We start from the raw sequence: 23,347 nt of genomic DNA, 5'->3' as shown, positions 1-23,347 counted from the left end.
GTACGAAGGTGGTCACAGAACCGGCGAACGCCGTGTCGCAGTGGGCGCCGTCCACAGCGCGCGGAAGAGGAGGGCGGCATGGCCGACGACGTGACCGTGGTCATCGGAGCGGGCGGCATGGGCGAGGCGATCGCCACGAGGATCGGGGCGGGGACGCGCCTGCTGCTCGCCGACCGCGACGAGGAGCTCCTGTCAGCGGTCACTGACCGGCTGGCGGGCCAGGGGTACGACGTGACGGGGTGTCCGGTCGACGTCGCCGACCGGGACTCCGTCGCCGGGCTGGCGCGCGCCGCCGCCGCGGCGGGCCCGGTGCGCAAGGTCGTGCACACCGCCGGGGTCTCCCCGGTCCAGGCCCCCGTGCCGGTGATCCTGGCGGTGGACCTGCTCGGCGTGGCCCTCGTACTGGAGGAGTTCGCCGAGGTCGTCGCCCCGGGCGGAGCGGGCCTGGTCATCTCCAGCATGGCCTCCTACGGTCCGGTGGAGCTGTCACCGCGGGAGGCCGTCCAGCTGGCCTCCGCACCGGCCGACCACCTGCTGTCCCTTCCCGTCACCGCGCAGGACCGCTTCCCCGACTCCGGGCGCGCCTACGGGTTCGCCAAGCGCGCCAACCGGCTGCGGGTGCAGGGCGCCAGCGTCGTCTGGGGCACCCGGGGGGCGCGGGTCAACAGCATCAGCCCCGGGTTGGTCTCCACGCCCATGGGCCGCAGTGAGCTGGACGGCGAGCACGGGCGGAGCATTCGGGCGATGGTGGAGGCCTCCAACGCCGGTCGCGTGGGCACCCCCGCCGACATCGCGGCCGCGGCGGAGTTCCTGCTCGGTCCGTCCGCCGGGTTCGTCTCCGGCGCCGACTTGCTGGTGGACGGCGGTGTGATCGCCTCCTCCCTCGGCGGGACCCCCGGCTGACGGGCCGGAGGACTCCGGACCGCCGGTGGACGGCGGGCAGGCTTCCGAGGCGGAGGACGGCGCCCGGCACGGTCCTTGTACCGTGGGGTGCACGGGTCGCCACCGGTTCCCGCCCTCCCCGCCGCGGAGCCCCTCACCGGGTGCGTTCCCACGACGCCGCCCGCGCTCCCGACCCGAGGAACCCGTCGACCCCATGATCGCCCAGACCCCCGTCACGCTGCGCGGACGCGCCTTCAGCTATCTCGACTTCGGCGGGGGCGGTGTCCCGCTGGTCGCCCTGCACGGGACGTTCGGCCGCGCCGTCTCCTTCGCCGGTCTCGCACCGCACCTGGCCCCGGACTTCCGGCTCATCGCCCTCGACCAGCGCGGCCACGGGCTCTCCGAACACGGCGGCGACCTCGGCCGCGACGCCTTCGTCGGGGACGTGGCCGCGTTCCTGGAGCACCTCGACCTCGGCCCGGCGTTCGTCCTCGGCCACTCCCTCGGCGGGGTGAACGCCTACCAGCTGGCGGCACGCCGTCCCGGGCTGGTGCGCGCCCTGGTCGTCGAGGACACCGGAGCGGTCACCGACTCCTCCGAGATCGATCCCCCGGTCTTCGACGTCACCGGCTGGCCCCCCACCTTCCCGAGCCGGGAGGCTCTGGCCGCGTTCCTCGTAGGCGAGGGCGTCCCCTCGCTCGGGTACTTCATGGACAGCGCCCACGAACGGGACGGGGTGTGGCGCATGCGGTTCGACCACCGGGACATGATGGCGGCGCAGCACGGCAACGTCGGGAACTTCTGGGCCGACTGGTTGGGCTCCGCCCATCCGGCCCTGCTCCTGCGCGGCGGGCTCAGCCCGCTGCTGTCCGAGCGGCAGGCCGGGGAGATGGCCGAACGACGGCCCGGCACACGACTGCGCGTGCTGCCGGGCTGCGGTCACTGGGTGCACCGCGACGACCCGTCGGGCCACGCCCTGGCCGTGCGGGACTTCCTGCGCTCGGTCCCTTCCGCCTGACCCGGAGCGGCCCGCGCAGACCTCCGTGATCGCCCGGTTGGCCGGGGTGGGGGGAGGCCACGGCGCCTCGGCCTCCGCCGGGCGAAAGCCTGTGGGTGAGGAGAGGCGTCGGCGGGTGCTGCCGAGCGGTGTCGGCGTCAGGGGCGGCCGACCGCCCGGCCCTCACCCGTCGCCGCGCGCCGCATCGGTGAGGTGCCGCCAGGTCCGTACGAGCTGGCTGAACTCCTTGACCTGCACGAGCACGTGGTCGCGGGCGGCGTTCTCCGCGGCCTCGGCGTCCCCGGCGACGACGGCGTCGGCGATCGCTCGGTGCTCGGCCAGGGAGCGCCGCATGCGGTCCGGCACCCGGAGCTGGAGCCGTCGGTACGGCTGGAGGGCCCGTTTGAGCGCGTGGGCCTGCTGTCGCAGGTATTCGTTGCCGCACGCCTCGTAGACGACGCCGTGGAAATCGGCGTTGGCGTAGTAGTACCCGTCGGCGTCGCCCGCCGTGGCGTACCGCTCGCACGCGCGCAGGGTGTGCTTGAGCCGGTCCATCGACTCCCGCTCGATGCGGCGTGCGCAGAGCCGTGCCGCCATCCCCTCGAGCTCGGCCATGACCTCGAAGCGCTCGGCCAGTTCGGAGACGCCGAGCTCGGTGACGTACGTGCCCTGCTTGGGGCGGATCTGCACCAGCCCGGAGCGCTCCAGGGCCTGGAGCGCCTCTCGGATCGGTGTGCGCGAGCACCCGAACTCGCGTTCGAGCCGCCCCGGGTCCAGGCGCTCACCCGGCCGGTACCGGCCCTCGACGACGGCGTTCTCCAGCGCGTCCCGTACGCGTTGGGATTCCGGAACCCGAGCCATCGACACCTCCGCGCCCAGATTAGCCGACCGGCTGCGGGGGTTGCGCTCCCCTGTTCCATACCCTACGTTCCCTGTTATATATATCACCCCAAGTGATGTATGTTACTTAAGGAGCGGAGATGCGGCCCGACGGAGCGCGCGAGACCGGTCCGGTCCGACCGGCGAAAGAGGGGCACGGCGGTGGCCCCCAGGCGGCCGACACGTCGGGGCCGCCCGCCCTGGACCGCCTGATCACCGCCTGCGAGGTCCTCATGGGCGACGTGGGCGAGGCCTCCGTCCGCGCGGTCGCGGCGCGGGCCCTGGCCGCCTACGGCGAGCTCGACGACTCCGGCAGGACGGCCTTCTTCACCCACGTCATCAAGGACCACGGCGTCGACCCCGACCGGGTCCGCGCCGCCTTCCACCGCTGGGACGAGGCCAGGAACAGCGGATCCGGGGGCGATGAGGAGCTGGTCGGGCTCTTCGACGCGGTCGAGCCGACGCGCCAGCAACTGTTCCGCCGGATGAACCACGCGCCCGACGCCACGCTCGCCCTGGTCGGGATGCGCGCGGACCTGCACCGGCTGATGCGCCGCCATCCGGAGCTGCGGCCCCTGGACCACGACCTCCACCACCTGCTCGCCTCCTGGTTCAACCGCGGTTTCCTCCGCCTGGCGGAGGTCACCCCGGACTCGCCCCGGCGTCTGCACGACCACCTGCTGCGCTACGAGAGGGTCCACCCGATGGCGGACCGCGCCGAACTCCGCCGCCGCCTGGAGCCCGCGGACCGCCGCATCCACGCCTTCTTCCACCCGGCCACCGGCGACGTGCCGCTGATCTTCGTGGAGGTCGCCCTGGTGCGGGGGACGCCGGGCGACATCACCCCCCTGCTGGAGCCCGGCCCCGCCCTGGACCCCCGGGAGGCCGACACGGCGGCGCTCTACTCGATCAACAACGCGCTGGACGGCCTGACCGGGATCTCCTTCGGCAGCCTCCTCATCAAGCAGGTCATCGAGCAGGTGCGCGACCGACTGCCGCACCTGGCGCACTTCGTCACGCTCTCACCGATCCCGGGGTTCCGGCGCTGGCTCGACGAGCGGGCCGGGAGCGAGGCCGACCTGCGGGAACTCGTCCGGGACCTGGGCGCCGCGGACGGCCCGGCCGACCTTGACCCCGCGGACACCGCGCGGATCCGCTCCCGGCTCCTGCCCGTCCTGGCCCGGTACATCGCGGCCGAGACGCGCGACGACGGGCGGCCCCTCGACCCGGTCGCCCGCTTCCACCTGGGCAACGGGGCCGCCGCGTGGAGGCTCAACTGGCCGTCGAACACCTCGGCGCAGGCCTGGAGGCAGTCCTACGGCGCGATGGTCAACTACCGCTACGAGCCGGAGAAGCTCGAACGCCGCCACGAGGACTTCGTCCGCCGCCGCACCGTGGCGCTCGACGGCCCTCTACGGGACGCGCTGCCGGACGCCCCGGGCTCCGACTCGTGAGACACCTCCACCGCACCGAACGAGAAAGAGGAACACCACTGATGGCGCCATTCACGGCCATTCACCGATCCTTCGCCGAGCAGGCGCGGCGGCGACCGGACCGGACCCTGTTCGAGCTGCCCGGCGGCGGGAGCATCACCTACGGGCAGACCGAGGAGACCGTGCGGCGGATCGCCGCCCGCCTCCTCGTCGACGGCGTCACCCCTGGCGACCGGGTCGCGATGCAGGTGGAGAAGTCCCCCGAGGCCGTCGCGCTGTACCTGGCGACCCTGCGCGTCGGCGGGGTCTTCCTCCCGCTCAACACCGCCTACACCGATGCGGAGATGACGTACTTCCTCGGCGACGCCCGGCCCCGCGTGCTCGTCTGCTCACCCGGCCGCCGGGGCGAGCACACCGGTCGCGAAGCCGGGGGGCTCGTCGTCGAGACCCTGGGCACCTCCGGCCACGGCACCCTCCTGGAGGGGGACGGCCGCCACGACGGGGACCACGACGCCTCGGCCGGGGACCCGGCGGCCATCCTGTACACCTCCGGCACCACCGGGCGGTCCAAGGGGGCCGTGCTCACCCACGGCAACCTCGCCTCCAACTGCGAGGCGCTGCTCCGGGCCTGGCGGTTCACCTCCGAGGACCGGCTGATCCACGCCCTGCCGATCTTCCACGTCCACGGGCTCTTCGTCGCGGTCAACATGACGCTGGTGGCGGGCGCCTCCATGCACTACCTGTCCGGGTTCGACGCCGACGCGGTCATCGACCTGCTGCCCCGCGCCACCGTGCTCATGGGCGTCCCCACCTTCTACACCCGCCTGCTGAGGAGCGACCGGCTGACCCCGGGGTCCTGCGCCCCGATGCGGCTGTTCGTCTCCGGCTCGGCCCCGCTGCTCGCGAGCGACGCCGAGGCCTTCCGGGCCCGCACCGGCCACGCCATCCTCGAGCGCTACGGGATGACCGAGACCGGGATGAACACCACCAACCCCTACGAGGGGCCGCGCAGGCCCGGCACGGTCGGGCGGCCGCTCCCCGGCGTCGAGATCCGGGTGGCGGACCGGGAGACCGGACGGGAGCTCCCCGACGGAGAGGTCGGCATCATCGAGGTCCGCGGCCCCAACGTCTTCTCCGGCTACTGGCGGATGCCGGAGAGGACCGCCACCGAGTTCCGCGCGGACGGCTTCTTCGTCACCGGCGACCTGGGCCGCGTCGACGAGGACGGCCACCTGTGCATCGTCGGCCGGGACAAGGACCTCGTGATCTCCGGCGGCTACAACATCTACCCCAAGGAGGTCGAGGAGCTCCTCGACGCGCACCCGGGGGTTCTGGAGTCCGCCGTGATCGGTGTCCCCCACCCGGACCTGGGGGAGGCCGTGGCGGCCGTCGTCGTCCCCCGGCCGGGGCAGGAGCTCCAGGCCGGGGAGCTGCTGGAATCCATCGCCGGAGACCTCGCCCGGTTCAAGCGGCCGCGCACGGTGCGCGTCGTCGCGGCACTGCCCCGCAACGTCATGGGGAAGGTGCAGAAGGCCGAACTGCGCGAGCGCTACGCGGACCTGTTCACCGGCGCGGACGCCTGACCGACGGTCGCTCCCGAACCCCCAGCGGCGATCCCCGGCGCTCCCGCCGGACACCCCCCGAAGCAAGGAGAAATCGATGGTCCTCTACGGAGTGGCAGCCCTGGCGGTGTGCCTGCTCGCGGGCGCGCTCGTGGGCGAACTCCTCGGTGCCGCGGTCGGCGTCGACGCCAATATCGGCGGCGTCGGCTTCGCCATGATCATGCTGGTGCTCGTCTCCGACCGGCTGCGCAGGAACGGGAAACTCCCCGAGGCCACCGAGCAGGGCGTGCTCTTCTGGAGCGCGATGTACATCCCGGTCGTCATCGCCATGGCCTCCACCCAGAACGTGGTCAAGGCGATCGCGGGCGGCCCGATGGCGATCACCGCGGGCCTGGGAGCGCTCGCGGCGGGGGCCGCCCTGGTGCCCGTCCTGTCGCGGATCGGCGAACCCGCGGAACCGCTGCCGCCGCTGGTCGAGGAAGGGCGGGAGGTCTGAGATGGACCGGATCATCGGCGTCTTCGAGAGCAATGACCTGCTCGTGGCCTTCGTGGTGGTCGGCGGGCTGATGGCGGTCTCCGGATGGCTGTCCAAGAAGCTCACCCGCGGCTGGCTGCACGGCTCGGCCATCGCCATCATCCTCGGCCTGGCGCTGGCGTACTGGGGCGGATGGGTCTCCGGCGGCGAGCAGGGACTGGCCGACATCGCGGTCTTCTCCGGGCTGGGCCTCATGGGCGGCGCGATGCTGAGGGACTTCGCGATCGTCTCCACCGCCTACGGCGTGGACCTGCGGGAGATCAAACGCGCCGGACTGGTCGGCGTGCTGTCGATCGTGCTGGGCGTGCTGGTCTCGTTCGCCGTCGGGGCGGCGATCGCCGCCGCCTTCGGCTACACGGACGCCGCGTCGATGGCGACCATCGGCGCCGGCGCGGCCACCTACATCGTCGGTCCGGTGACCGGGACCGCGGTGGGCGCGAGCTCGGAGGTGATCGCGCTGTCCGTGGCCGCCGGGCTCGTCAAGTCCGTGGTGGTGATGGTGGGGACACCGCTGATCGCCCCGCTGATCGGACTGAACAACCCCAAGACCGCGATGGCCTACGGCGGCCTGATGGGCACCACCTCCGGTGTCGCGGGCGGGCTGGCGGCCACCGACAAGCGCCTGGTGCCCTACGGCGCCATGACCGCCACCTTCTACACGGGCGTGGGCTGCCTGCTCGGACCGTCGCTGCTGTACGTGGTACTCAGGGCCCTCGTCGGCGGGTGAGGCGGGGGCGGGTGCGCTTGATCCGGCCGGGTGGTTCAGGAGCGCGCGGCCCCGGTGAGGGTGCAGTCCGGCTGTGCCAGGTCCAGTTCGGACCCGGCGGTCAGGCAGTTCGTGATCATGTGGACCTGCTGGCCGTAGGCGCGACCCTGCTCGAAGGAGAGATCGCCGTCCCCGTCCACCTCACAGGGGTTGTTGTCGGTGCACTCCCCGCCGTCCCGGTTGTGGGTGTTGTGGACCCCCACCACCGTGGAGCCGTCGGGGGCCAGTAGCGCCGAACCGGACATGCCCGGCTGGACAGCGCAGGCCTCGTCCGAGGCATAGCGGATCGCGGCGTCCTGCTCGTAGCCGCCCTCGCGCAGGTGCGGGACCACGGCTTCGGCGGAGCACTCCAGGCGGGTGTGGGGGACGAGCATGGTGAGCGGTTCGCCCGCGCGCACGGGCTCGGAGGCCAGGTCGAGGACCCTGGCCCCCTCCGACTCCAGCTGTCCGTAGGTCGTGTCCAGGCGGTAGAGCGCCACGTCGGTACCGGTCATCGTCGCGTACACCAGGCGCTCCAGACCGGCGGTGGCCCGGGGGTAGCCCTGGGGGCCGCCGACGTGCACCTCGCCGTCGGCCGGGCGGTCGACCAGCGCGCTTCCCGGGGCGGGGCGCTCCTCCTGCACGCAGTGGCCGTTGGTCAGCAGGAGCGCGGGGTCCTCCGTGCCCGAGGACGCGGTCCGCACCACCGAGCCCGCGCAGCCGCCCAGGCGCGCCGCACCCTCCACGTTCGGGATCTCGTCGTCGGCGGGCACGTCGGTGCCGTCGATGATGCCCTCGATCCACTCGGTGTGCAGGGAGGCGTCGGTGAACCAGACCGGCGCGTCGTTCCCGCTCGGACCGCTGACCACGCCAGCCACGGCCCACTCCCCGTCCTCGTGGACCAGAGCGGGCCCACCCGAGTCCATGTTGGCCGCGTTGACGCTGCCGTCGCGGCTGCCGATGCACAGCTCGTCGGTGGGGCCCTCGGACCCGCACGCGGAGACCGGCTGGACCACAGTGTCGGCCTCGTGCAACCGTTCGGGATAGCACGCCGGATCGCCGCTGTCGTCGCAGGTCATGCCCCATCCCAGGAGCCGGGCCGGTGAGCCCTCCGCCGGGGTGCTGCGGGCGATGCGCACGGGTTCGGCCTCGACCGGGTCCGCCAGGTGCATCAGGGCGAGGTCCCTGCCCCAGAAGCCGCCCTCGTCGTTGTTGGTCGCCAGCCGGTAGTAGTGGTCGACCTCGGCCACCTCACCCCCGGAGGTGCTGTCCAGCGACCCGATCCGGACCTTCCAGCCCTCGGGGACCCCCACCTTCGCGTTGGTCGGGTTCTTGCCGGCGCAGTGGCTGGCGGTCAGCACCCACTGGGGGGCCAGGAGCAGGACGCCGCAGCCGTGGCCGTCCTCGCGCGGGGGCGCCGGGTAGGAGGGCTGGAACGAACCCATGAAGGAGTAGGCACCGGTGGACTCGGTACCGCCCACGATCGCCTGCGCCGGGACCGCGGAGAACAGGGGTGCGGTGAGCGCGCACGCGGCACCGAGCAGGAGGAGTTGTCTACGCATGTGCCGGAACCTAGTCGGGCCCGTGTTGCGTAAATGTGTGGTGCCGCGCCGCAGCGGAGGCGCCCTCCGGCCGCCGCCCCGAACGCGTCCTGGGCCAGGTGGTAGCGCGAGAGGTCGGTGGGCTGCGTCTCCGGAATCGTCCGCACCAGCACTCCGTTCTCCACGGTTCGTCCTGGAGCACGGCTTGGACACGTTCGTGCTCGGCCCGGCGGAGAACTCGGCCGCGCAGGTGGAACTGTTCGGTGCGCGCGGCCCGGTCCTGACGCCGAGGTCCCTTCCCTCTGTTCCGGGCGGCCACCCGGAACGGGGAAGGCGGACAATAGTCGGCCGCACGGTGGCCGGTACGAGGAGAAGGGGCGGCGGGCCCCTTCGGACCCGCCGCCCCTCGTCCCGCGCCGTGCTACCTCGCCGGGAGGATACGGCCGGTGACCTCACCGAAGTCGATCCTCGTGCCGTCCGGGCCGGGCGCGGTGGCGGAGATGGTGACCTCGTCGCCGTCCTCCAGGAAGGCGCGTTCGGTGCCGTCGGGCAGCCGCAGCGGCTCCTTCCCCGACCACGTGAGTTCCAGGAGGCTGCCGCGCTGGGCCGCCTCGGGGCCGCTCACGGTCCCGGAGGCGTAGACGTCACCGGTCCGCAGGGACGCGCCGTTGACGGTCATGTGCGCGAGCTGCTGCGCGGCGGTCCAGTACATCTGCGAGAAGGGCGGCGTGGAGACCAGGTGACCGTTGAGCCGCACCTCCAGGCGCAGGTCCAGCCCCCAGGGCTGGGAGCCCTTCAGGTAGGGCAGGGGCTCGGGGTCCTGGGCGGGCTGCTCGACCCGGGCCGACTCCAGCGCGGCGACGGGCACCACCCACGGGGAGACCGACGTGGCGAACGACTTGCCGAGGAACGGGCCGAGCGGCACGTACTCCCAGGCCTGGAGGTCGCGGGAGGACCAGTCGTTGAGCAGGAACACCCCGAACACGTGGTCCGCGAAGTCGTCCACCGCCACGCGCCCACCCATGGGGCTGGGCGTGCCCACGACGAAGCCCACCTCGGCCTCGATGTCCAACCGCGTCGACGGCCCGAACACCGGGGAGGGCTCGGTCGGGGGCTTGCGCTGGCCGGTGGGGCGGACGACGTCGGTGCCCGAGACCACGACGGTGCCCGAACGCCCGTGGTAGCCGATGGGCAGGTGCTTCCAGTTGGGGGTGAGCGGCTCCTGTCCCGGTCGGAAGATGCGGCCCACGTTGGTGGCGTGGTGCTCCGAGGCGTAGAAGTCCACGTAGTCACCGACCGTGAACGGCAGGTGCAGGGTCACCGAGGCGCGGTCCACCAGGTGCGGGCGCACCGCGGTCTCGTGGGCGGGGTCGGTGATCCACGAGGTGAGCGCGGCGCGGACCTGGTCCCACACGGGACGCCCTGCGGCCAGGAGCGCGTCCAGGTCGGGCCCGGAGACGGCGGCGGCGAAGGGGGCGTCGAGGGCGCGGGCGGCGGCACCGAGGTCCAGGACGTGCCCGCCGACGGCCACACCCACGCGGGTGGTGGGGTCGTCCGCCGTGGAGAACACGCCGTAGGGCAGGGTGGCCGGGCCGAACTGCGTGTCCGGGGCGATGTCGAGCCAGCTGTCGGGCATGGAGGAGCTTTCTGCGAGTGGGTGTGGTCAGGCGTGGAGCGCCCCGAGGACGACGAGGTCCTCCAGGGGGTCGCTGATGCTGCACGTGCCGAAGGAACGGAAGTGCGACCGGACCAGGGCGGCCTCGTCGGGGGTGAGCTGTCCGGCGCGTGCGGCCAGGGAGGGTCCGTCCCGGTCGGCGAGGACCTTGGCGGTCTCGGCTTCGTCCCCTCCGGTGAGCAGGGTGTGGGTGGCCAGCAGCACGTTGAGGAAGCCGTGCTGTTCGAAGCCCTCCACGGTGGTGTGGCGGACCGCGTGGTGGAGTCCGGCGGTGCACTTGAAGGGCACCCCGGCGGTGACGGCGGCGCCCAGCAGGGCGGCGAGTTCGACCTCGTCGGGGTGGGCCTCGGGGGTGAGCCCCCCGGTGCGGAACTTGGCGTGGGCACCGGTTCCGGCGAGGGCCGCGATGTCGTCGGCGGCGCCCGGGCCCCGGGCGACCTCCACGTAGCCGTCGGTCCCGGGCCCCAGTGCCCCGGCCACCGCGGCGGCGGTGGTGGCCGCCTGCCCGGGAGCGGACGCCACCTCGACCCCGGCCAGGTTCAGCGCCGGGTCGGAGCGTACGGCGTCGACCGCAGCCGCGACGCCGTCGGCCCCACCGGGGACGGTGACCACCAGCGCGAGCGGAGCGTGGTCGCCGTCGTCCCGGGAGAGCACCGTGCGCAGCTCGGCCAGGCGGGCGTCCGCCACCAGGAACGGCCCCACGTAGGGCGCCCTGCGGGAGTCCCGGTGCGCCCGGTGGGCGGGGATCGCCTCACCCATGGGCGCGTTGCCGGGCGGGAACAGCGCGGCGTCGTCGAACAGGGCCCGGTAGAGGCTCCGGTTGTCGCTCACGCCTGCTCCCGCCGTGCGCGCTGGCCCTTGGCCCAGGTCCAGGCGTAGCTGCCGTCGTCGACGGCGGCGCCGCCCTCACCCAGGTCCAGCGGACGGAAGGTGTCGACCATGACCGCGAGCTCGTCGAAGGCCTCCGCGCCCACGCTGCGCTCGTAGGCGCCGGGCTGCGGGCCGTGGGAGTGGCCTCCGGGGTGCAGGGAGATGGAGCCCTGACCGATCCCGGAGCCCTTACGGGCCTCGTAGTCGCCGCCGCAGTAGAACATGACCTCGTCGGAGTCCACGTTGGAGTGGTAGTACGGCACCGGGATGGCGCCCGGGTGGTAGTCCACCTTGCGCGGCACGAAGTTGCAGATGACGAAGTTGTGGCCCTCGAACACCTGGTGGACGGGCGGCGGCTGGTGGACGCGGCCGGTGATGGGCTGGAAGTCGTCGACGTTGAACACGTACGGGTAGAGGCAGCCGTCCCAGCCGACCACGTCGAAGGGGTGGGTGGGGTAGGTGTAGCGGGTGCCGGAGATCCCGCCCGGGCCGTCGCCCCGGTGCTTGATGAGCACGTCCACGTTCTCGCCCTCGACCAGCAGGGGCCCGTCGGGGCCGCGCAGGTCGCGCTCGCAGTACGGGGCGTGTTCGAGCAGCTGGCCGTAGCGGGACAGGTAGCGCCGGGGCGGGGCGATGTGGCTGTTGGCCTCGACCACGTAGGCGCGCAGCGGCTCGTCGCCGGTGGGCACCCAGCGGTGCGTGGTCGCGCGCGGCAGGATGACGTAGTCGCCCCGGCCGACCTCCAGCAGGCCGAAGACCGTCTCCACCCGGGCGGTGCCGGACTCGACGTACACGCACTCGTCACCGATGCCGTTGCGGTACAGCTCCGAGGGGGCTCCGGCGACGACGTAGGAGATGCGCACGTCACCGTTGCCCAGCACGAGGCGGCGGGACTCGACGACGTCGTCGGTGCGCCACTCCTCGCCCTGGAACAGGTCGTGGAGTTTGAGGTGGCGCGGCACCATCGGGGCGTTGCGGCGCAGGGACTGGTCGGGGACCTCCCACTCGGCGGCGTCGACGATCGCCGAGGGGATGGCCCGGTGGTACAGCAGCGAGGAGTCGGCGGAGAAGCCCTCCTCCCCCATCAGCTCCTCGTAGTACAGCCCGCCGTCCGGGTTGTGGTGCTGGGTGTGGCGGGTGCGGGGCACCTCACCGACCTTGCGGTAGTACGCCATGTCCGGTCTTCCTCCTTGGTTGGGTGGTCGGGGAACCGCGTCTACGCGGGGACGGTGTCGGTGGCCGGGTGTCCGAGGGCCGTGCGGACCGCAGCCCGCACGGCGTCGGTGTCGTCACCGGGGACGACGGCGGCGACGTGGGCGTCGGGCCGTACGAGCCAGACCTGTCCGGGCAGGGGTTCCAGGGCGCGGCGCAGGGCTCCGGTGGTGTCGATCTCGTCGATGAGCAGCGTGGTGACGGGTGCCCGGGTGGCGCCGGTCGCGGTGGCGTGCACGGCGGAGCGCGCCGCGCCCTCACCGAGCAGCAGTGTGAGCCCCTCCCGCAGGAGGGGGCGCAGGCGGGTGAGTTCGGGGCGGCCGGGCACGGTCACGGGGGCGTCGGGCAGGATCACGCCGGGGCAGGGTGCGGGGGCCAGCCCGCGCGGCGGACGGCCTCCGAAGGGGCGCTCGGGACACGCGGTGGTCAGCGCTGAGTCGGTGTACCAGAAGGGTTCGGCCAGGCGCCCCGAGTCCACGTTCGGGTGGGCCCCGGGGTCGGTGACCGCGCGTTCGAGGACGCTGACGCGCCGGTCGTGCTCGGCGTCGTCCTGGGGGACGAGGAAGCGCATGGTGGCGCTGGTGACGTCGGCGTTCTCCAGGGCGGCCGCGTGGCGTTCGGTGTGGTAGCTCTCCAGGAGGTCCTCCCCCGCCCAGCCGTCGCGGACGTAGGCGAGCTTCCAGGCGGCGTTCTCGGCGTCCTGGACCCCGGAGTTGAGGCCGCGCGCGCCGAAGGGCGCGACCAGGTGGGCGTTGTCCCCGGCCAGCAGGACGCGTCCGGCGCGCATGCGGTCGGTGACCCGGGTGTGGAAGCGGTAGACCGAGTGCCACACGATCTCGTAGGGGGTGTCCCCGATGATCTGCCGGATGCGGGCGTCGAGGCGCCCGCTGGACTCCTCGGCCGACAGGTCGAAGTCGGAGGGCACCTGCCAGTCGATGCGGAAGACCGAGCCGGGGCACGGGTGGATGAGGACCTGGCGGCCGGGGTTCCACTCGGGGTCGAAGTAGAAGCGGCGTTCGCGGGCCCAGTCACCGAGGTCGGCGCGGATGTCGCAGATGAGGAAGCGGTCGTCGAAGCTGGTGCCGGAGAAGTCCAGCCCCAGGTCGTGGCGGACCACACCGCCGTGGGCCCCCAGGCAGGACAGGGCGTGGGTGCCGCGCAGGCGTACCGGCCCCCTCGGGGTGGCGCACTCGACGGTGACCCCGTCGGCGTCCTGGTCGATCCCGGTGACCTCGTGGCCCCAGCTGACCGCCACCCCCGCCTCCGCCAGGAGCTCGTCGAGGACCTCCTCGGTACGGGACTGGGAGATGTTGACGAAGGAGGGCAGGGAGGAGGCGCCGGGGTCGGGCAGGCGCACGCTGAACAGCTCGTGCCGACGGTAGAAGGTACGGGCCGTGTCCCAGGTCAGGCCCTCCTCGATGATCCGTCCGCCGCCGAGCCAGTCCCAGACGTCGAGGACGTCGCGTTGCTGGCAGATGGCCTTGGAACCGACGGCGTCGCGCTCGGGGCGGGCGTCGACGACCCGTACGGGGACCCCACGGCGGGCCAGCAGCAGGGCCGCGGTCTGTCCGACCGGCCCCGCGCCGAGCACGAGCACGGGGTCGGTGCCGGTGTCGGCCGGGGTGCGGGGCGCAGGGGGGCGCATGGTGGGCTCCGTTCGTGGGGCGCCCCGTACGGGCGCGTGGGGAGGGAGGGGTTCGGGGTCAGCCCTGGAGCTGGGCCCAGACCTCGCGGTCGCGCTCGGCGGTCCAGATGACGGGGCGCTCGACGCCGGAGAACTCGTCCCACAGGCGCGAGACGTCGAAGGGCAGGCAGTGCTCGAAGATCGGCCAGTGGCCGTAGTCGTCGACCAGGGCCGCGTGGGTGGCGGTGAAGGCCTCCTTGAGGGTGCCGCCGCGCTCGTGGACGGCGCCGACCTCGCGGATCATCACGTCGAGGAAGGTGCGGGTCTGCTCGATGGCGGCGTCGACCTCCTCGCGGCCGCGGCTGACGGCGCCGCGCCCGCCCACGAGCATCTCGGCGCCGAGGGCCTTGACCCGGTCGAGGGTGGTTCCGGCCCAGTCCCTGTGGAAGGCGTCGCCGGTGTACAGGGCGGCCTGGGCCTCGACGAGGTCTCCGGCGAAGAGGATCTTCTGCTTGGGCAGCCAGGCGACGATGTCGCCCTCGGTGTGGCCCCGGCCGAAGTACTCCAGGACCAGTTCGCCCCGGTCGCCGCCGAGGTCGATGGTGGTGCGGTCGGCGAAGGTCTGGGTGGGCCAGGTCAGGCCGGGGACGGAGTCGGCGTCCTTGGCCAGGCGGGGCATGCGGCCGAACTCGCTGGCCCAGTCCTCCTTGCCGCGCTCGCGGATGAGCTCGTGGGTCAGTTCGTGGGTGAGGATGACGGTGGCGTCGAAGGCGCTGGCGCCCAGGACGCGGACCGCGTGGTAGTGCGAGAGCACCAGGTAGCGGATGGGCTTGTCGGTGTGCTCGCGGAGTTGGGTGAGCCACTCCCTGGCGGCGGTGGGGGTGGCCAGTGCCTCGAAGGCCACCACGAAGTCCTCGCCCTCGATGGCGCCCACGTTGGGGTCCCCCTCGGCGGTGAGGGCGTAGACGCCGTCGGCCAGGACCTCCAGGGTCTGCTCCTTGGCCTCGGTGTCGGCGGATGAGGCGAACGGCTTGGCTGCCATGGTCGAAGGGCCCTTCACTCGTCGCGGGCGACTGCCGCCCAAATGATCAAACATTTGATGAAACAGACCCTAACGTGCTCCACGCCACAGGACCAAGAGGCCCACGACCACCACTCCAGTGATGCAGATCACGCCCCCAGGCTACCCACCGTGCTCCCCCTGTCACGGACGACGGGACCGAACCCGCCCCGTACTAGGCTGGTCGGCGTGACTCACGACACGGCACCCCCCGACGAGCTCACCTTCTGGTCGTTCGTGGATTACGCGGTGCACAAGGCCGAACGCGAGCTTCCCTCGGTCAACTCCGAGGCCATGCGCATGGTGCTGACCCTCAACCGGGCGACGAGCATGGTCGTCTACGACCTGGAGTCCTCCGTCCACCGCCCCCGGGGATGGACCTGGCCGGGGTTCCGCGTGCTCTTCGCCCTGTGGCTGGCGGGGCCCATGGAGGCCAAGACCACCGCCGAGATCTCCGGTATGAGCCGCGCCGCGCTGTCCGCCCTGCTCAACACCCTCGAACGCGACGGCCTCCTGAGCCGCGAACGTGCCACGCACGACCGCCGCGCCCTCCAGCTCAGCCTCACCGACGACGGATACGGGGCGATCCTGGGCGTCTTCCGCGCCCACAACCGCCGGGAGAGCGCGTGGGCCGAGGCGCTCGAACCCGAGGAGCGCCACGAGCTGGTCCGGCTGCTCAACAAACTGATGGCCGGGTCCACCGACGCCCAGGCCAAGTTCCGCAACTGAGAGGGGCCCGATGCGGGAGCTCCAACGCGCCGTGGCCTCGGCCACCGCCGTCGCCACGTCCCTCGGTCTGAGGACCGACGACGCGGTCGTCCTCCACCGCTCGAACCGGCTCACCCTGCACCTGTTGCCCTGCGACGTCCTGGCCCGGGTGGCTCCCGAGGGCCACGGAGTCGCGCGGTTCGAGGTCGACCTCGCCCTCGTGCTCTCCGCCACCGCGAGCCCCGTGGCCGCACTCGACCCCCGCGTGACACCGGACGTCCACCGACACGACGGGTTCGAGGTCACGCTGTGGACCCACCACGCGGGCCCACCGGAGGTCCCCGCGCCCGACTACGCCGACGCGCTCGCCCGGCTGCACCTCGGCATGCGCGCGGTCGACCACCCCACACCGCACTTCACGGACCGCGTCGACCAGGCCCGGCAGCTCGTGTCCGACCCCGACCGCAGCCCGGAACTGACCGCCCCGGACCGGACGCTGCTCGCGGACACACTGGACGAGCTCGAACGAGGGATCGTCGGCCGCGCCCCGGACCAGCTCCTGCACGGTGAGCCGCACCCCGGCAACCTGCTCGCCACCGCGCGGGGACCACTCTTCGTCGACCTGGAGACCTGCTGCCGGGGGCCGGTGGAGTTCGACCTCGCGCACGCCCCCGACGAGGTCGCCGCGCACTACCCGGGCGCCGACCCGGACCTTCTGCGCGACTGCCGGCTCCTCGTGCTGGCGATGATCACGGCCTGGCGCTGGGACCGGGACGACCGGTTCCCCGACGGGCGCCGGGTGGGTACCGCGTGGCTGGATCGTCTGCGGACCGAAAGGGTCCAATCCCGGCGAAATGGCCCTTGAACGAGCCCACCGCGCCTGTGAGCATGCGACCCATGACCGCAACCCGCCTCAAGCAGGCCCAGAGCCAGTTCTCGCCCGAGGGCACCTACCTCAACACCGCCACCCACGGCCTGTTGACCCGCCGGGCACGGCTGGACCTGGAACAGAACCTCCGGGAGGTGAGCGCCGGACGGTTCTCCCCCGGTTCCGTCGACGGCGTCGTGGACGCCGCCCGCGCCACCTACGCACGGCTGACCGGTGTCGACACCGACCGGGTCGCGGTGGGTACCCACACCTCGCAGTTCGTCGGAACGGTCGCCGCGAGCCTGCCGCCCGGCTCCGAGGTCCTGCTCGCTGAGGGAGAGTTCACCTCGGTGGCCTTCCCCCTGATGGCCCGGGACCTCCGCGTCCGCGAGGTGCCCCTGGACCGCCTGCCCGACGAGGTCGGCCCGGGCACCGCGCTGGTGGCGGTCGCCGCCGTGCAGTCGGCCACCGGGCGGATCGCCCCGTTCGAGGCCCTGCGCGCCGCGTGCACCGACCACGGCGCCCGCCTGCTGCTCGACACCAGCCAGTCAGCGGGATGGCTGCCGACCCCGCTCGCGGACTACGTCGTGTCCAGCACCTACAAGTGGCTCCTGGGCCCGCGCGGCGCGGCCTTCCTGACCGGAACCGACGAAGCCCTGGCCGAGCTCTCCCCGCTCGCCCCCGGCTGGTACGCGGGTGCCGAACCGTGGAACTCCCTCTACGGCGGACCGCTGCGACTGGCCGAGGGGGCGCGCCGCCTGGACCTGGCCCCGGTGTGGCCCGCGTGGATCGGCCTGGCCCGAGGCCTCGAACTGCTCGAACAGGTCGGGCTGGAGACGGTCCACGCGCACGACGTGGCCCTGGCCGACAGGTTCCGGAACGCGCTGGGACTCGAAGCCACGGGCTCGGCGATCGTCTCCCTCGCCGTTCCGGACGGAACCGCCGAACGCCTCCATGAGGCGGGGATCCTCGCGGCGCTCCGCGACGGACGGCTGAGGGTGGGTTTCCACCTGTACAACACCGAAGAGGACGTGGACCGTCTGGTCACGGCGCTGACCTAGGCCGGTCCCCGGGGGGACCGGCCGCGCGCCTCAGGTGCGTTCCACCACGAACACGGGGATGAGCCGGTCCGTCTTCTCCTGGTAGTCCGCGTAGGGCGGGTAGGCCTCCACGGCACGGTCCCACCACCGCTGACGCTCCTCGCCCCGGACCTCCCGGGCGCGGGCGGCGAAGGGAGTGGGGCCGTCCTGGAGCGCGACCTCGTCGGGGGCGGCGCGGAGGTTGCCCACCCACGCGGGGTCCTCGGGTGCTCCGCCCTGGGAGCCGATCACCGCGTAGGCGCCGTCGTGCTCCACGCGCATGAGGGCGGACTTGCGAACCTTGCCGCTGCTGTGCCCGCGTGTGGTCAGGATGATCACCGGCATGCCGGTGTCCATGAGCGTGTTGCCCTCCCGGCCCCCGGTGCGTTCGTACAGCTCCACCTGGTCTCGGACGAACTTCGACGGACTCGGCTCGTACTCGCCCTGGAGTACGCCACTGGCGGTCATCGCTCTCCCCGGTGTTCGGCTACGGAATCCACCCCGATCGTGCCATGGCGGCCCGGCGCGGCGGAGCCCGACTCGCCTTCCCGCTCGCCAGCCCCCGTCAGAAGCTCTGGTCGCGGAAGGGGGCCCCGGGGACCGTGCACCACCGGAGCCCTGCGGAGACCCTTTTCCGCACGGTCGTCGGGGGTGTCCGAGGGTGCGCTCCCGGAACGCCGACTCCCGTGATTCCGGCGACCGGCCTGGAACCGCCTGAGACCCTCGCCAGTGTCTGTCCCGGGTCGTCGTCAGATCCGGGTCGGAGGAGCGCTCATCGCCGCCGCGAGGAACGTGATCGCCCACCGCCGGGCCGCTTCGCCCGGTCCTGGGGAGCCGCAGCCAGGCGTGGGCTGCTGGTGGACCTCCAGGCGATCGACGGCCGTCACGGCGAGGCTCCCCCGCATCCGGAACCACAGTTCCTCCGGGGGGAGGCCGGGCAGTGCGCGCGTGAAGGCGGCGAGGTAGCGCTCGCGGACCGAGTCCTCGGCCGGGCCGGTCCAGCTGCGTACCTCCTCGGCGGGGTCGCTGAGGATCGTCACGATCAGCCGGGACGTCCGGGCGCCCTCGTCACCGGCCCGCATCCCGTCGAACATCGGCCCCACGAACGCCTCCACCAGGTCGGCGACCGACGGGTCGGGGGTCCGGGCGAGCAGTCGGTCGAGCCCGGCGTACTGGGCGGCGTTGATGGGCTCGATCACGCGGCGGGCGACCGCCGCCATCAGCTCCGCCTTCGAGCCGAAGTGGTAGCCGACGGCGGCCAGGTTGGCTCCCGCGAGTGTGGTGATCGCGCGCACTGAGGTGCCGCGGTATCCGTGCTCAGCGAAGAGGTGCTCGGCCGCGTCGAGGATCTGGGTCCGGGTGTCTGGGGTCGCCACACAAGCGACTATACATATGTATGATTCAAACAAACGTATGATTCAAACGATCGTGTGAAAGAGGACTGCCATGAAACTGCTCGTGTACGGCGCCGGGGTGTGCGGCAGCCTGTTCGCCGCCCACATGCATGAGGCCGGCCACGATGTCTCGCTCCTCGCCCGGGGCGAGCGTCTGACAGCTCTGCGCCGACACGGCGTGCGGCTCGCCGAGGAGGACGGCCCCGTGGTCAAGCGGGTGCCGGTGCCGGTGGTCGAGCGCCCGGAGGGCGGGTACGACCTGATCACCGTCTTCGTCCGCGCCCACCAGGCGGACACGGTGCTGGAACCACTCGCCGGTGTCCGGGGGGACGTGCTCTTCATGCTCAACTGGGCGGGCGGACCGGAGGCGCTGAGCGCGGGGATCGGCCACGAGCGTTTGCTGCTCGGTTTCCCCACGACCGGCGGCACGATGGACGGGGACGTGGTCCGCTACCGCAGGAGCAACGTCGTCACCCGCCGGGTCGCGATTCCGATCGGCGAACCCGACGGCCGCACCACACCTCGGCTGGAACGGATCGTGGAGACGTTCCGCACCGCCGGGCTCAACGCCAGGGCCGAGCCGCGGATGGATGCCTGGCTCAGGACGCACGCGGCGTTCTCGGTACCGCTCGGGCGGGCGGCGTACGAGGCGGGCGGCCCTGTGGCGCTGGCCGACGACCCGGACGCGGTCCGCGGCGTGGTGCACGTCATGCGGCAGAACCTCGCCGGGTTGGAGACACCGCCTGTGCCTCGCGCGTTCGCGGTGTTGGGGGCTCTCCCGGAGGGGCTCCTCGTGGCCGTGTTCCGACGGTTCCTGAGGAGCCCGACGGCCGTGCACAGCGGACTCGACGACTCCTCGTCCGCCACGGCGGCCGAACTCGACCGGCTGGCCGAACAGCTCCGTGGCCCCGCGGGAGCCCGCTGAGCGGCCACCACGCGGCGTTGCCTTCACTGAAAGATCCACCGTGGTCAGCCCCGCGCACGTGGGTACGGGCCGACGTGTGGCCCGTGTGTCCCTAGCCTGCGGGGGCGGCGGGGACCGCAGCGAGCAGCATCAGTGGGGCGGCGAGGAGCGAGGCCCATCTGATCCCGACCTCCACCGGCGACCTACCGGTGTGGAACGCGAGCGGCGACCTGAACATCCACCACCTCTTCCCCCTGACCCTGAGCGGCCACGCCAGCGGCACCCCCGACCGGGTCATCCAGTCCCCCAGGACGTGCGTCAACGCCCCCACGGCCACCGTCAGGCCGATCAGCCACGGGGCCCCGCCCGGGGCGTACACCGCCGTCGTCGCGCACACCAACGCGAGGATCGCCACCGCGACCCCCCGCTCCCGTCCGGGCCCCCTCAGCGACCGGGCGACCGTGCCCGTTCCCAGGGCGGCCATCGCGAACACCACCACCCCGGTCCCCAGGGGCGCGACGGCGGCCACCAGATATCCGAGCAGGCCGAACACCACCACTGCGGGCAGCGTGTGGGTGAGGTGGCGGTGCCCGCCGTCCTTGCCCGCCTCCAGCTCGTAGCGGGTGCCCGAAGCGGTGTACACGCGCCGTGACAGCGCCCGCAGGCCCGTCGACGTCTTCTCCGACAGCAGTCCCAGGGACCGGCCCACGGACGATCCCGGCTCGTCGAGATCGGGGAGGAGGGCGGCACCCGCGCCGACAGCGGCGCACACGAGGACGTCGGTGACCTCCGAACCGGCGAGGGCGCCGACCGCCGCACCGGCGAGCACACCGGTCGCGGCGTGCGAAGAGCCCATCATGGAAGACCTCCGGGGGTAGGGGGAACTCTCACCCGAAAGCTTCCCAGGACCTCCGGTGGGCGGGTGCCCCGGCGGGGCACCCGCTCGCGGTCTAGAAGATGACCCCGCAGAAGGGCGCGTCGACGCGGTGCAGGGCCGCGTCCAGACGGGCCACGGTGCCCGGGGTGTGCTCGGTGATCAGACCCGCGCGCTGGAAGCCGGTGAGCGTGGTCTGGCCCAGGTGGGCGGCGCCGAGGTGGGACACGTCCAGGGACAGGTCGGGGGCCGCGTCGGTGAGCTCCACCCGGGCGCCGTCCGTGTCGGCCTTGATCCGCCACCGTCCGGCGTTCCACGGCGCGTGGCGGTCGGTGACGGCCACGACCCCCTCGAAGGGGGCGGCGTAGGGGCGCTCGGTGAGGGCACCGGCCACGTCGACCAGGCGCACCCACAGGGAGGGGAAGTGCCTGGCCACCGCGCGGCCCCGGTCCGGGAGGAGGTGGTGGAGCGGGCAGTCGGCGGGCAGGAACGGGAAGAAGACCTTGGCGACCAGGTCCCGGCTGAACAGGTGGTCGAACAGGGCGGCCCAGGCGGCGGGGGTGGTGGCGGTGATCTCCTGGACGTGCGCCTCACCCTGGGCGCCGTCGTCCTCCCACTTGGCCTTGACCCGGTACAGGGCGTAGCCGAGGGGGCCGTCCGCGTTGCCCACGACGGCCGCCACCAGCGGCCCCTTGTCGCCGCGCCGGGAGGGGGCGTCGAACAGCGCCCGGTCCCACCAGGGCTTCGTGCGGCGGAACTGGCCGACCTGGACCGCGCAGACGGCCTCGTGCACGGTTTCGAGGTCGGTGCGGACCCGCTCCGGTTCGCGCAGGACCACGCGCAGGTCCGGGTCGCGGGGCGCGTCGGCGCGCAGCGCGCCGTGGGGGCGGCTGAGGATCGTGTCCAGTTCCGTACAGGCGTTGCCGTAGCCGAAGCGCTCGTAGATGGAGCCCTCGGAGGCCCACAGGGCGGCGTAGCGCACGCCCGCGGCGTGGACGTCCGCGAGCTGGCGGCGCATGAGGGAGCTGAGCACGCCCCGGCGGCGGTGGGTGGGCCACACTCCGACACCGGTCACCCCGGCCACGGGCACGCGCCCGGAGGGCATCGTCATCTCGAAGGGGAAGTGGTTGGCGGTGCCGATGACCTCGCCCTCGGCCTCGTCCACGGCGACCAGGGCCCGCTCGTAGCCGACCTCGTCGTGCAGCGGTCTCATCCGCTCCAACAGGCCGTCGACGTCCTCGGGGAACAGCAGGCTCTGTCCGAACACTCTGGCCGCCTGCGCGAATTCGTCCGCGTCGGTGTGGCGCACGGTCCAGCCCTGCTTCGGCGGGTTGAAGTCCGCCTTCTTGATGTCGGTCATACGGTCAGGCTTACCAGTGACGACGAAGCGGCGGCCAGTGGTTTTGGGCGTGCTCTGGGCCTCCCTTCGGGCGGGCCGCGTGAGTAAGGCGGGCCGGGGTGGGGCACGCTCTGGTCGTGACGACACGACGAATCCCCTCCCTCTCCCCCACGCTGGTCGTCGGGGTGGACGCGGGAGGCACCACCACCCGTGCCCTGGTGACCACACTGACCGGCGAACGGCGGGGAGAGGCCAGGTCCGGGGGTGCCAACCCCAACACACACGGCCCCGAGGTGGCCGCGGAGCGGCTGACCGAGGCGATCGGCGCGGCGCTGGACCGGGCGGGGCCCGGGGCGCGCGACGCCGTGGCCGCCACGGTGGTCGGGCTGGCCGGGTACTCCGGGCTGCGCGACGCGGGTGTGCGCGCCCGGCTGGACAGGGCGCTGGCCAAGGCCGGGTTGAGCCCCACGGGTGAGGAGTTCTCCGGCGACGACACGGTCGCCTTCGCCTCGGGGACCTCCGAGCGCGACGGCACGGTCCTCATCGCGGGGACCGGGGCGATCGCCACCCGGATCGAGGGCCGTGAGCGGGGACGGTCGGCGGACGGCATGGGCTGGTTGATCGGGGACGAGGGCTCGGCGTTCTGGATCGGCCACCAGGCGGCCCGGGAGACCGCGCGCCAGTTGAGCCGGGGCGGCGATCTCAGCCCCCTGGCCCGGACGGTGGCCAAGCGGGTCATCCCCGGTCAGCGGCCCAGCGGCCCTGAGCGGTGGCCCGAGGAGCACGCCCGCAACTTCGCGCGCACCCTGACCTCCGCCCCGCCGATCCGTCTCGCGGCCCTGGCTCCGCTGGTCTCGGAAGCGTACGAGCACGACCCTGCGGCCGTGGTGATCGTGAACGCCGCCGCGGGCCACCTGGCGCAGTCGGTGCACCAGGTGCGGGTGCCCGGGGAGCACCTGCCGGTGGTCCTGTCCGGCGGGGTGCTCACCGGGTCCGCTCCGGTCCGGGAGGCGCTCACCCACAAGCTCACCATGGGGACCGGCGCGCCGGTACTCATGGCCGGGAGCACGTCGGGCGGCGCGGCCTGGCTGGCGGCCCTGCGCGCGGGTGCGGACGAGCGCGACGTAGACCTGCACGGCGTGTTCACGGAGGGCGTCTCCTGAGGC

General features: G+C 73.0%; 22 protein-coding genes. 11 read left to right on the top strand and 11 right to left on the bottom strand.

Translation table 11 applies throughout. The features are described from left to right. Window positions 1-78: 78 nt before the first annotated feature. Together AC0VYM_RS15450 and AC0VYM_RS15445 are read left to right on the top strand one after the other, a co-directional pair. On the top strand, window positions 79-903 hold the full coding sequence (locus AC0VYM_RS15450) for an SDR family oxidoreductase (RefSeq protein WP_475452667.1): 825 nt from the start codon (window positions 79-81) through the stop codon (window positions 901-903). 193 nt (window positions 904-1,096) lie between these two features. Further along, window positions 1,097-1,900, top strand: coding sequence for an alpha/beta fold hydrolase (locus AC0VYM_RS15445; RefSeq protein ID WP_475452665.1), 804 nt, complete (start codon window positions 1,097-1,099; stop codon window positions 1,898-1,900). Window positions 1,901-2,062: 162 nt separating this feature from the next. Here the strand turns inward: AC0VYM_RS15445 and AC0VYM_RS15440 are convergent, their stop codons facing one another. Continuing rightward, on the bottom strand, window positions 2,063-2,740 hold the full coding sequence (locus AC0VYM_RS15440; RefSeq protein ID WP_475452663.1) for a GntR family transcriptional regulator: 678 nt from the start codon (window positions 2,738-2,740) through the stop codon (window positions 2,063-2,065). Window positions 2,741-2,859: 119 nt separating this feature from the next. On the opposite strand from AC0VYM_RS15440, the gene AC0VYM_RS15435 reads away from it, so the two are divergent. The 4 genes from AC0VYM_RS15435 to madM all read left to right on the top strand — a co-directional run bounded on the left by AC0VYM_RS15435 (window position 2,860) and on the right by madM (window position 7,015). Further along, window positions 2,860-4,212: a malonyl-CoA decarboxylase domain-containing protein gene (locus AC0VYM_RS15435; protein WP_475452661.1), complete on the top strand. Its 1,353-nt coding sequence runs from the start codon at window positions 2,860-2,862 to the stop codon at window positions 4,210-4,212. A gap of 41 nt (window positions 4,213-4,253) precedes the next feature. Beyond that, window positions 4,254-5,774: a malonate--CoA ligase gene (locus AC0VYM_RS15430; protein WP_475452659.1), complete on the top strand. Its 1,521-nt coding sequence runs from the start codon at window positions 4,254-4,256 to the stop codon at window positions 5,772-5,774. Between the two features lie 76 nt (window positions 5,775-5,850). After that, complete coding sequence (madL, locus tag AC0VYM_RS15425; RefSeq protein ID WP_475452657.1) at window positions 5,851-6,249, top strand: malonate transporter subunit MadL; 399 nt, start codon at window positions 5,851-5,853, stop codon at window positions 6,247-6,249. Window position 6,250: 1 nt separating this feature from the next. Then, the gene (gene madM / locus AC0VYM_RS15420) at window positions 6,251-7,015 is read left to right on the top strand and encodes a malonate transporter subunit MadM (protein WP_475452655.1); all 765 of its coding nucleotides are present in this window, start codon (window positions 6,251-6,253) and stop codon (window positions 7,013-7,015) included. A gap of 35 nt (window positions 7,016-7,050) precedes the next feature. On the opposite strand, the gene AC0VYM_RS15415 is transcribed toward madM, so the two are convergent. From AC0VYM_RS15415 to AC0VYM_RS15390, 6 genes are all read right to left on the bottom strand, one after another. Then, window positions 7,051-8,595: a trypsin-like serine protease gene (locus AC0VYM_RS15415; protein ID WP_475452653.1), complete on the bottom strand. Its 1,545-nt coding sequence runs from the start codon at window positions 8,593-8,595 to the stop codon at window positions 7,051-7,053. A 400-nt stretch (window positions 8,596-8,995) separates the two neighbouring features. Further along, a complete protein-coding gene (fahA, locus tag AC0VYM_RS15410) occupies window positions 8,996-10,210 on the bottom strand; it encodes a fumarylacetoacetase (protein ID WP_475452651.1) in 1,215 nt (404 codons plus the stop codon). Between the two features lie 27 nt (window positions 10,211-10,237). Next, window positions 10,238-11,080, bottom strand: a complete 843-nt coding sequence (locus AC0VYM_RS15405) for a hypothetical protein (RefSeq protein WP_475452649.1) — start codon at window positions 11,078-11,080, stop codon at window positions 10,238-10,240. Beyond that, window positions 11,077-12,294: a cupin domain-containing protein gene (locus AC0VYM_RS15400; RefSeq protein ID WP_475452647.1), complete on the bottom strand. Its 1,218-nt coding sequence runs from the start codon at window positions 12,292-12,294 to the stop codon at window positions 11,077-11,079. Before AC0VYM_RS15400 ends, AC0VYM_RS15405 begins: the two co-directional genes overlap by 4 nt. A gap of 41 nt (window positions 12,295-12,335) precedes the next feature. After that, window positions 12,336-13,976, bottom strand: a complete 1,641-nt coding sequence (locus tag AC0VYM_RS15395; protein ID WP_475452645.1) for an FAD-dependent monooxygenase — start codon at window positions 13,974-13,976, stop codon at window positions 12,336-12,338. Between the two features lie 58 nt (window positions 13,977-14,034). Continuing rightward, window positions 14,035-14,997, bottom strand: a complete 963-nt coding sequence (locus AC0VYM_RS15390) for an MBL fold metallo-hydrolase (RefSeq protein ID WP_475452643.1) — start codon at window positions 14,995-14,997, stop codon at window positions 14,035-14,037. 207 nt (window positions 14,998-15,204) lie between these two features. On the opposite strand from AC0VYM_RS15390, the gene AC0VYM_RS15385 reads away from it, so the two are divergent. Genes AC0VYM_RS15385 through AC0VYM_RS15375 form a run of 3 tightly spaced genes read left to right on the top strand, consistent with a single transcriptional unit; the run spans window position 15,205 to window position 17,652 of the window. Then, on the top strand, window positions 15,205-15,744 hold the full coding sequence (locus AC0VYM_RS15385) for a MarR family winged helix-turn-helix transcriptional regulator (protein WP_475452641.1): 540 nt from the start codon (window positions 15,205-15,207) through the stop codon (window positions 15,742-15,744). Between the two features lie 10 nt (window positions 15,745-15,754). After that, the gene (locus AC0VYM_RS15380) at window positions 15,755-16,588 is read left to right on the top strand and encodes a phosphotransferase enzyme family protein (protein ID WP_475452639.1); all 834 of its coding nucleotides are present in this window, start codon (window positions 15,755-15,757) and stop codon (window positions 16,586-16,588) included. Between the two features lie 23 nt (window positions 16,589-16,611). Next, window positions 16,612-17,652, top strand: coding sequence for an aminotransferase class V-fold PLP-dependent enzyme (locus tag AC0VYM_RS15375; protein ID WP_475452637.1), 1,041 nt, complete (start codon window positions 16,612-16,614; stop codon window positions 17,650-17,652). Between the two features lie 30 nt (window positions 17,653-17,682). Here AC0VYM_RS15375 and AC0VYM_RS15370 read toward each other — a convergent pair whose 3' ends face one another. Both AC0VYM_RS15370 and AC0VYM_RS15365 read right to left on the bottom strand, forming a co-directional pair. Then, complete coding sequence (locus AC0VYM_RS15370; RefSeq protein WP_475452635.1) at window positions 17,683-18,138, bottom strand: nitroreductase family deazaflavin-dependent oxidoreductase; 456 nt, start codon at window positions 18,136-18,138, stop codon at window positions 17,683-17,685. A gap of 281 nt (window positions 18,139-18,419) precedes the next feature. Further along, window positions 18,420-19,046, bottom strand: a complete 627-nt coding sequence (locus tag AC0VYM_RS15365) for a TetR/AcrR family transcriptional regulator (protein ID WP_475452633.1) — start codon at window positions 19,044-19,046, stop codon at window positions 18,420-18,422. 70 nt (window positions 19,047-19,116) lie between these two features. Here AC0VYM_RS15365 and AC0VYM_RS15360 point away from each other — a divergent pair, with 70 nt between their 5' ends. After that, window positions 19,117-19,989: a ketopantoate reductase family protein gene (locus AC0VYM_RS15360; RefSeq protein WP_475452631.1), complete on the top strand. Its 873-nt coding sequence runs from the start codon at window positions 19,117-19,119 to the stop codon at window positions 19,987-19,989. 91 nt (window positions 19,990-20,080) lie between these two features. Here AC0VYM_RS15360 and AC0VYM_RS15355 read toward each other — a convergent pair whose 3' ends face one another. Together AC0VYM_RS15355 and AC0VYM_RS15350 are read right to left on the bottom strand one after the other, a co-directional pair. Then, window positions 20,081-20,827 (bottom strand): metal-dependent hydrolase, encoded by a 747-nt coding sequence (locus AC0VYM_RS15355; RefSeq protein WP_475452629.1) that lies wholly within the window; start codon window positions 20,825-20,827, stop codon window positions 20,081-20,083. A gap of 91 nt (window positions 20,828-20,918) precedes the next feature. Further along, window positions 20,919-22,202 carry a GNAT family N-acetyltransferase gene (locus tag AC0VYM_RS15350; RefSeq protein ID WP_475452627.1) on the bottom strand — a complete coding sequence of 428 codons (1,284 nt, stop codon included), beginning with the start codon at window positions 22,200-22,202 and terminating at the stop codon, window positions 20,919-20,921. A gap of 164 nt (window positions 22,203-22,366) precedes the next feature. On the opposite strand from AC0VYM_RS15350, the gene AC0VYM_RS15345 reads away from it, so the two are divergent. Next, complete coding sequence (locus AC0VYM_RS15345) at window positions 22,367-23,344, top strand: N-acetylglucosamine kinase (protein ID WP_475463053.1); 978 nt, start codon at window positions 22,367-22,369, stop codon at window positions 23,342-23,344. The last annotated feature ends 3 nt before the right edge of the window (window positions 23,345-23,347 follow it).

The organism is Nocardiopsis sp. iso_237, from assembly GCF_056173345.1.
Note: the sequence above shows the minus strand (reverse complement) of the source record. Positions and strands in the feature narration are given on the sequence as shown.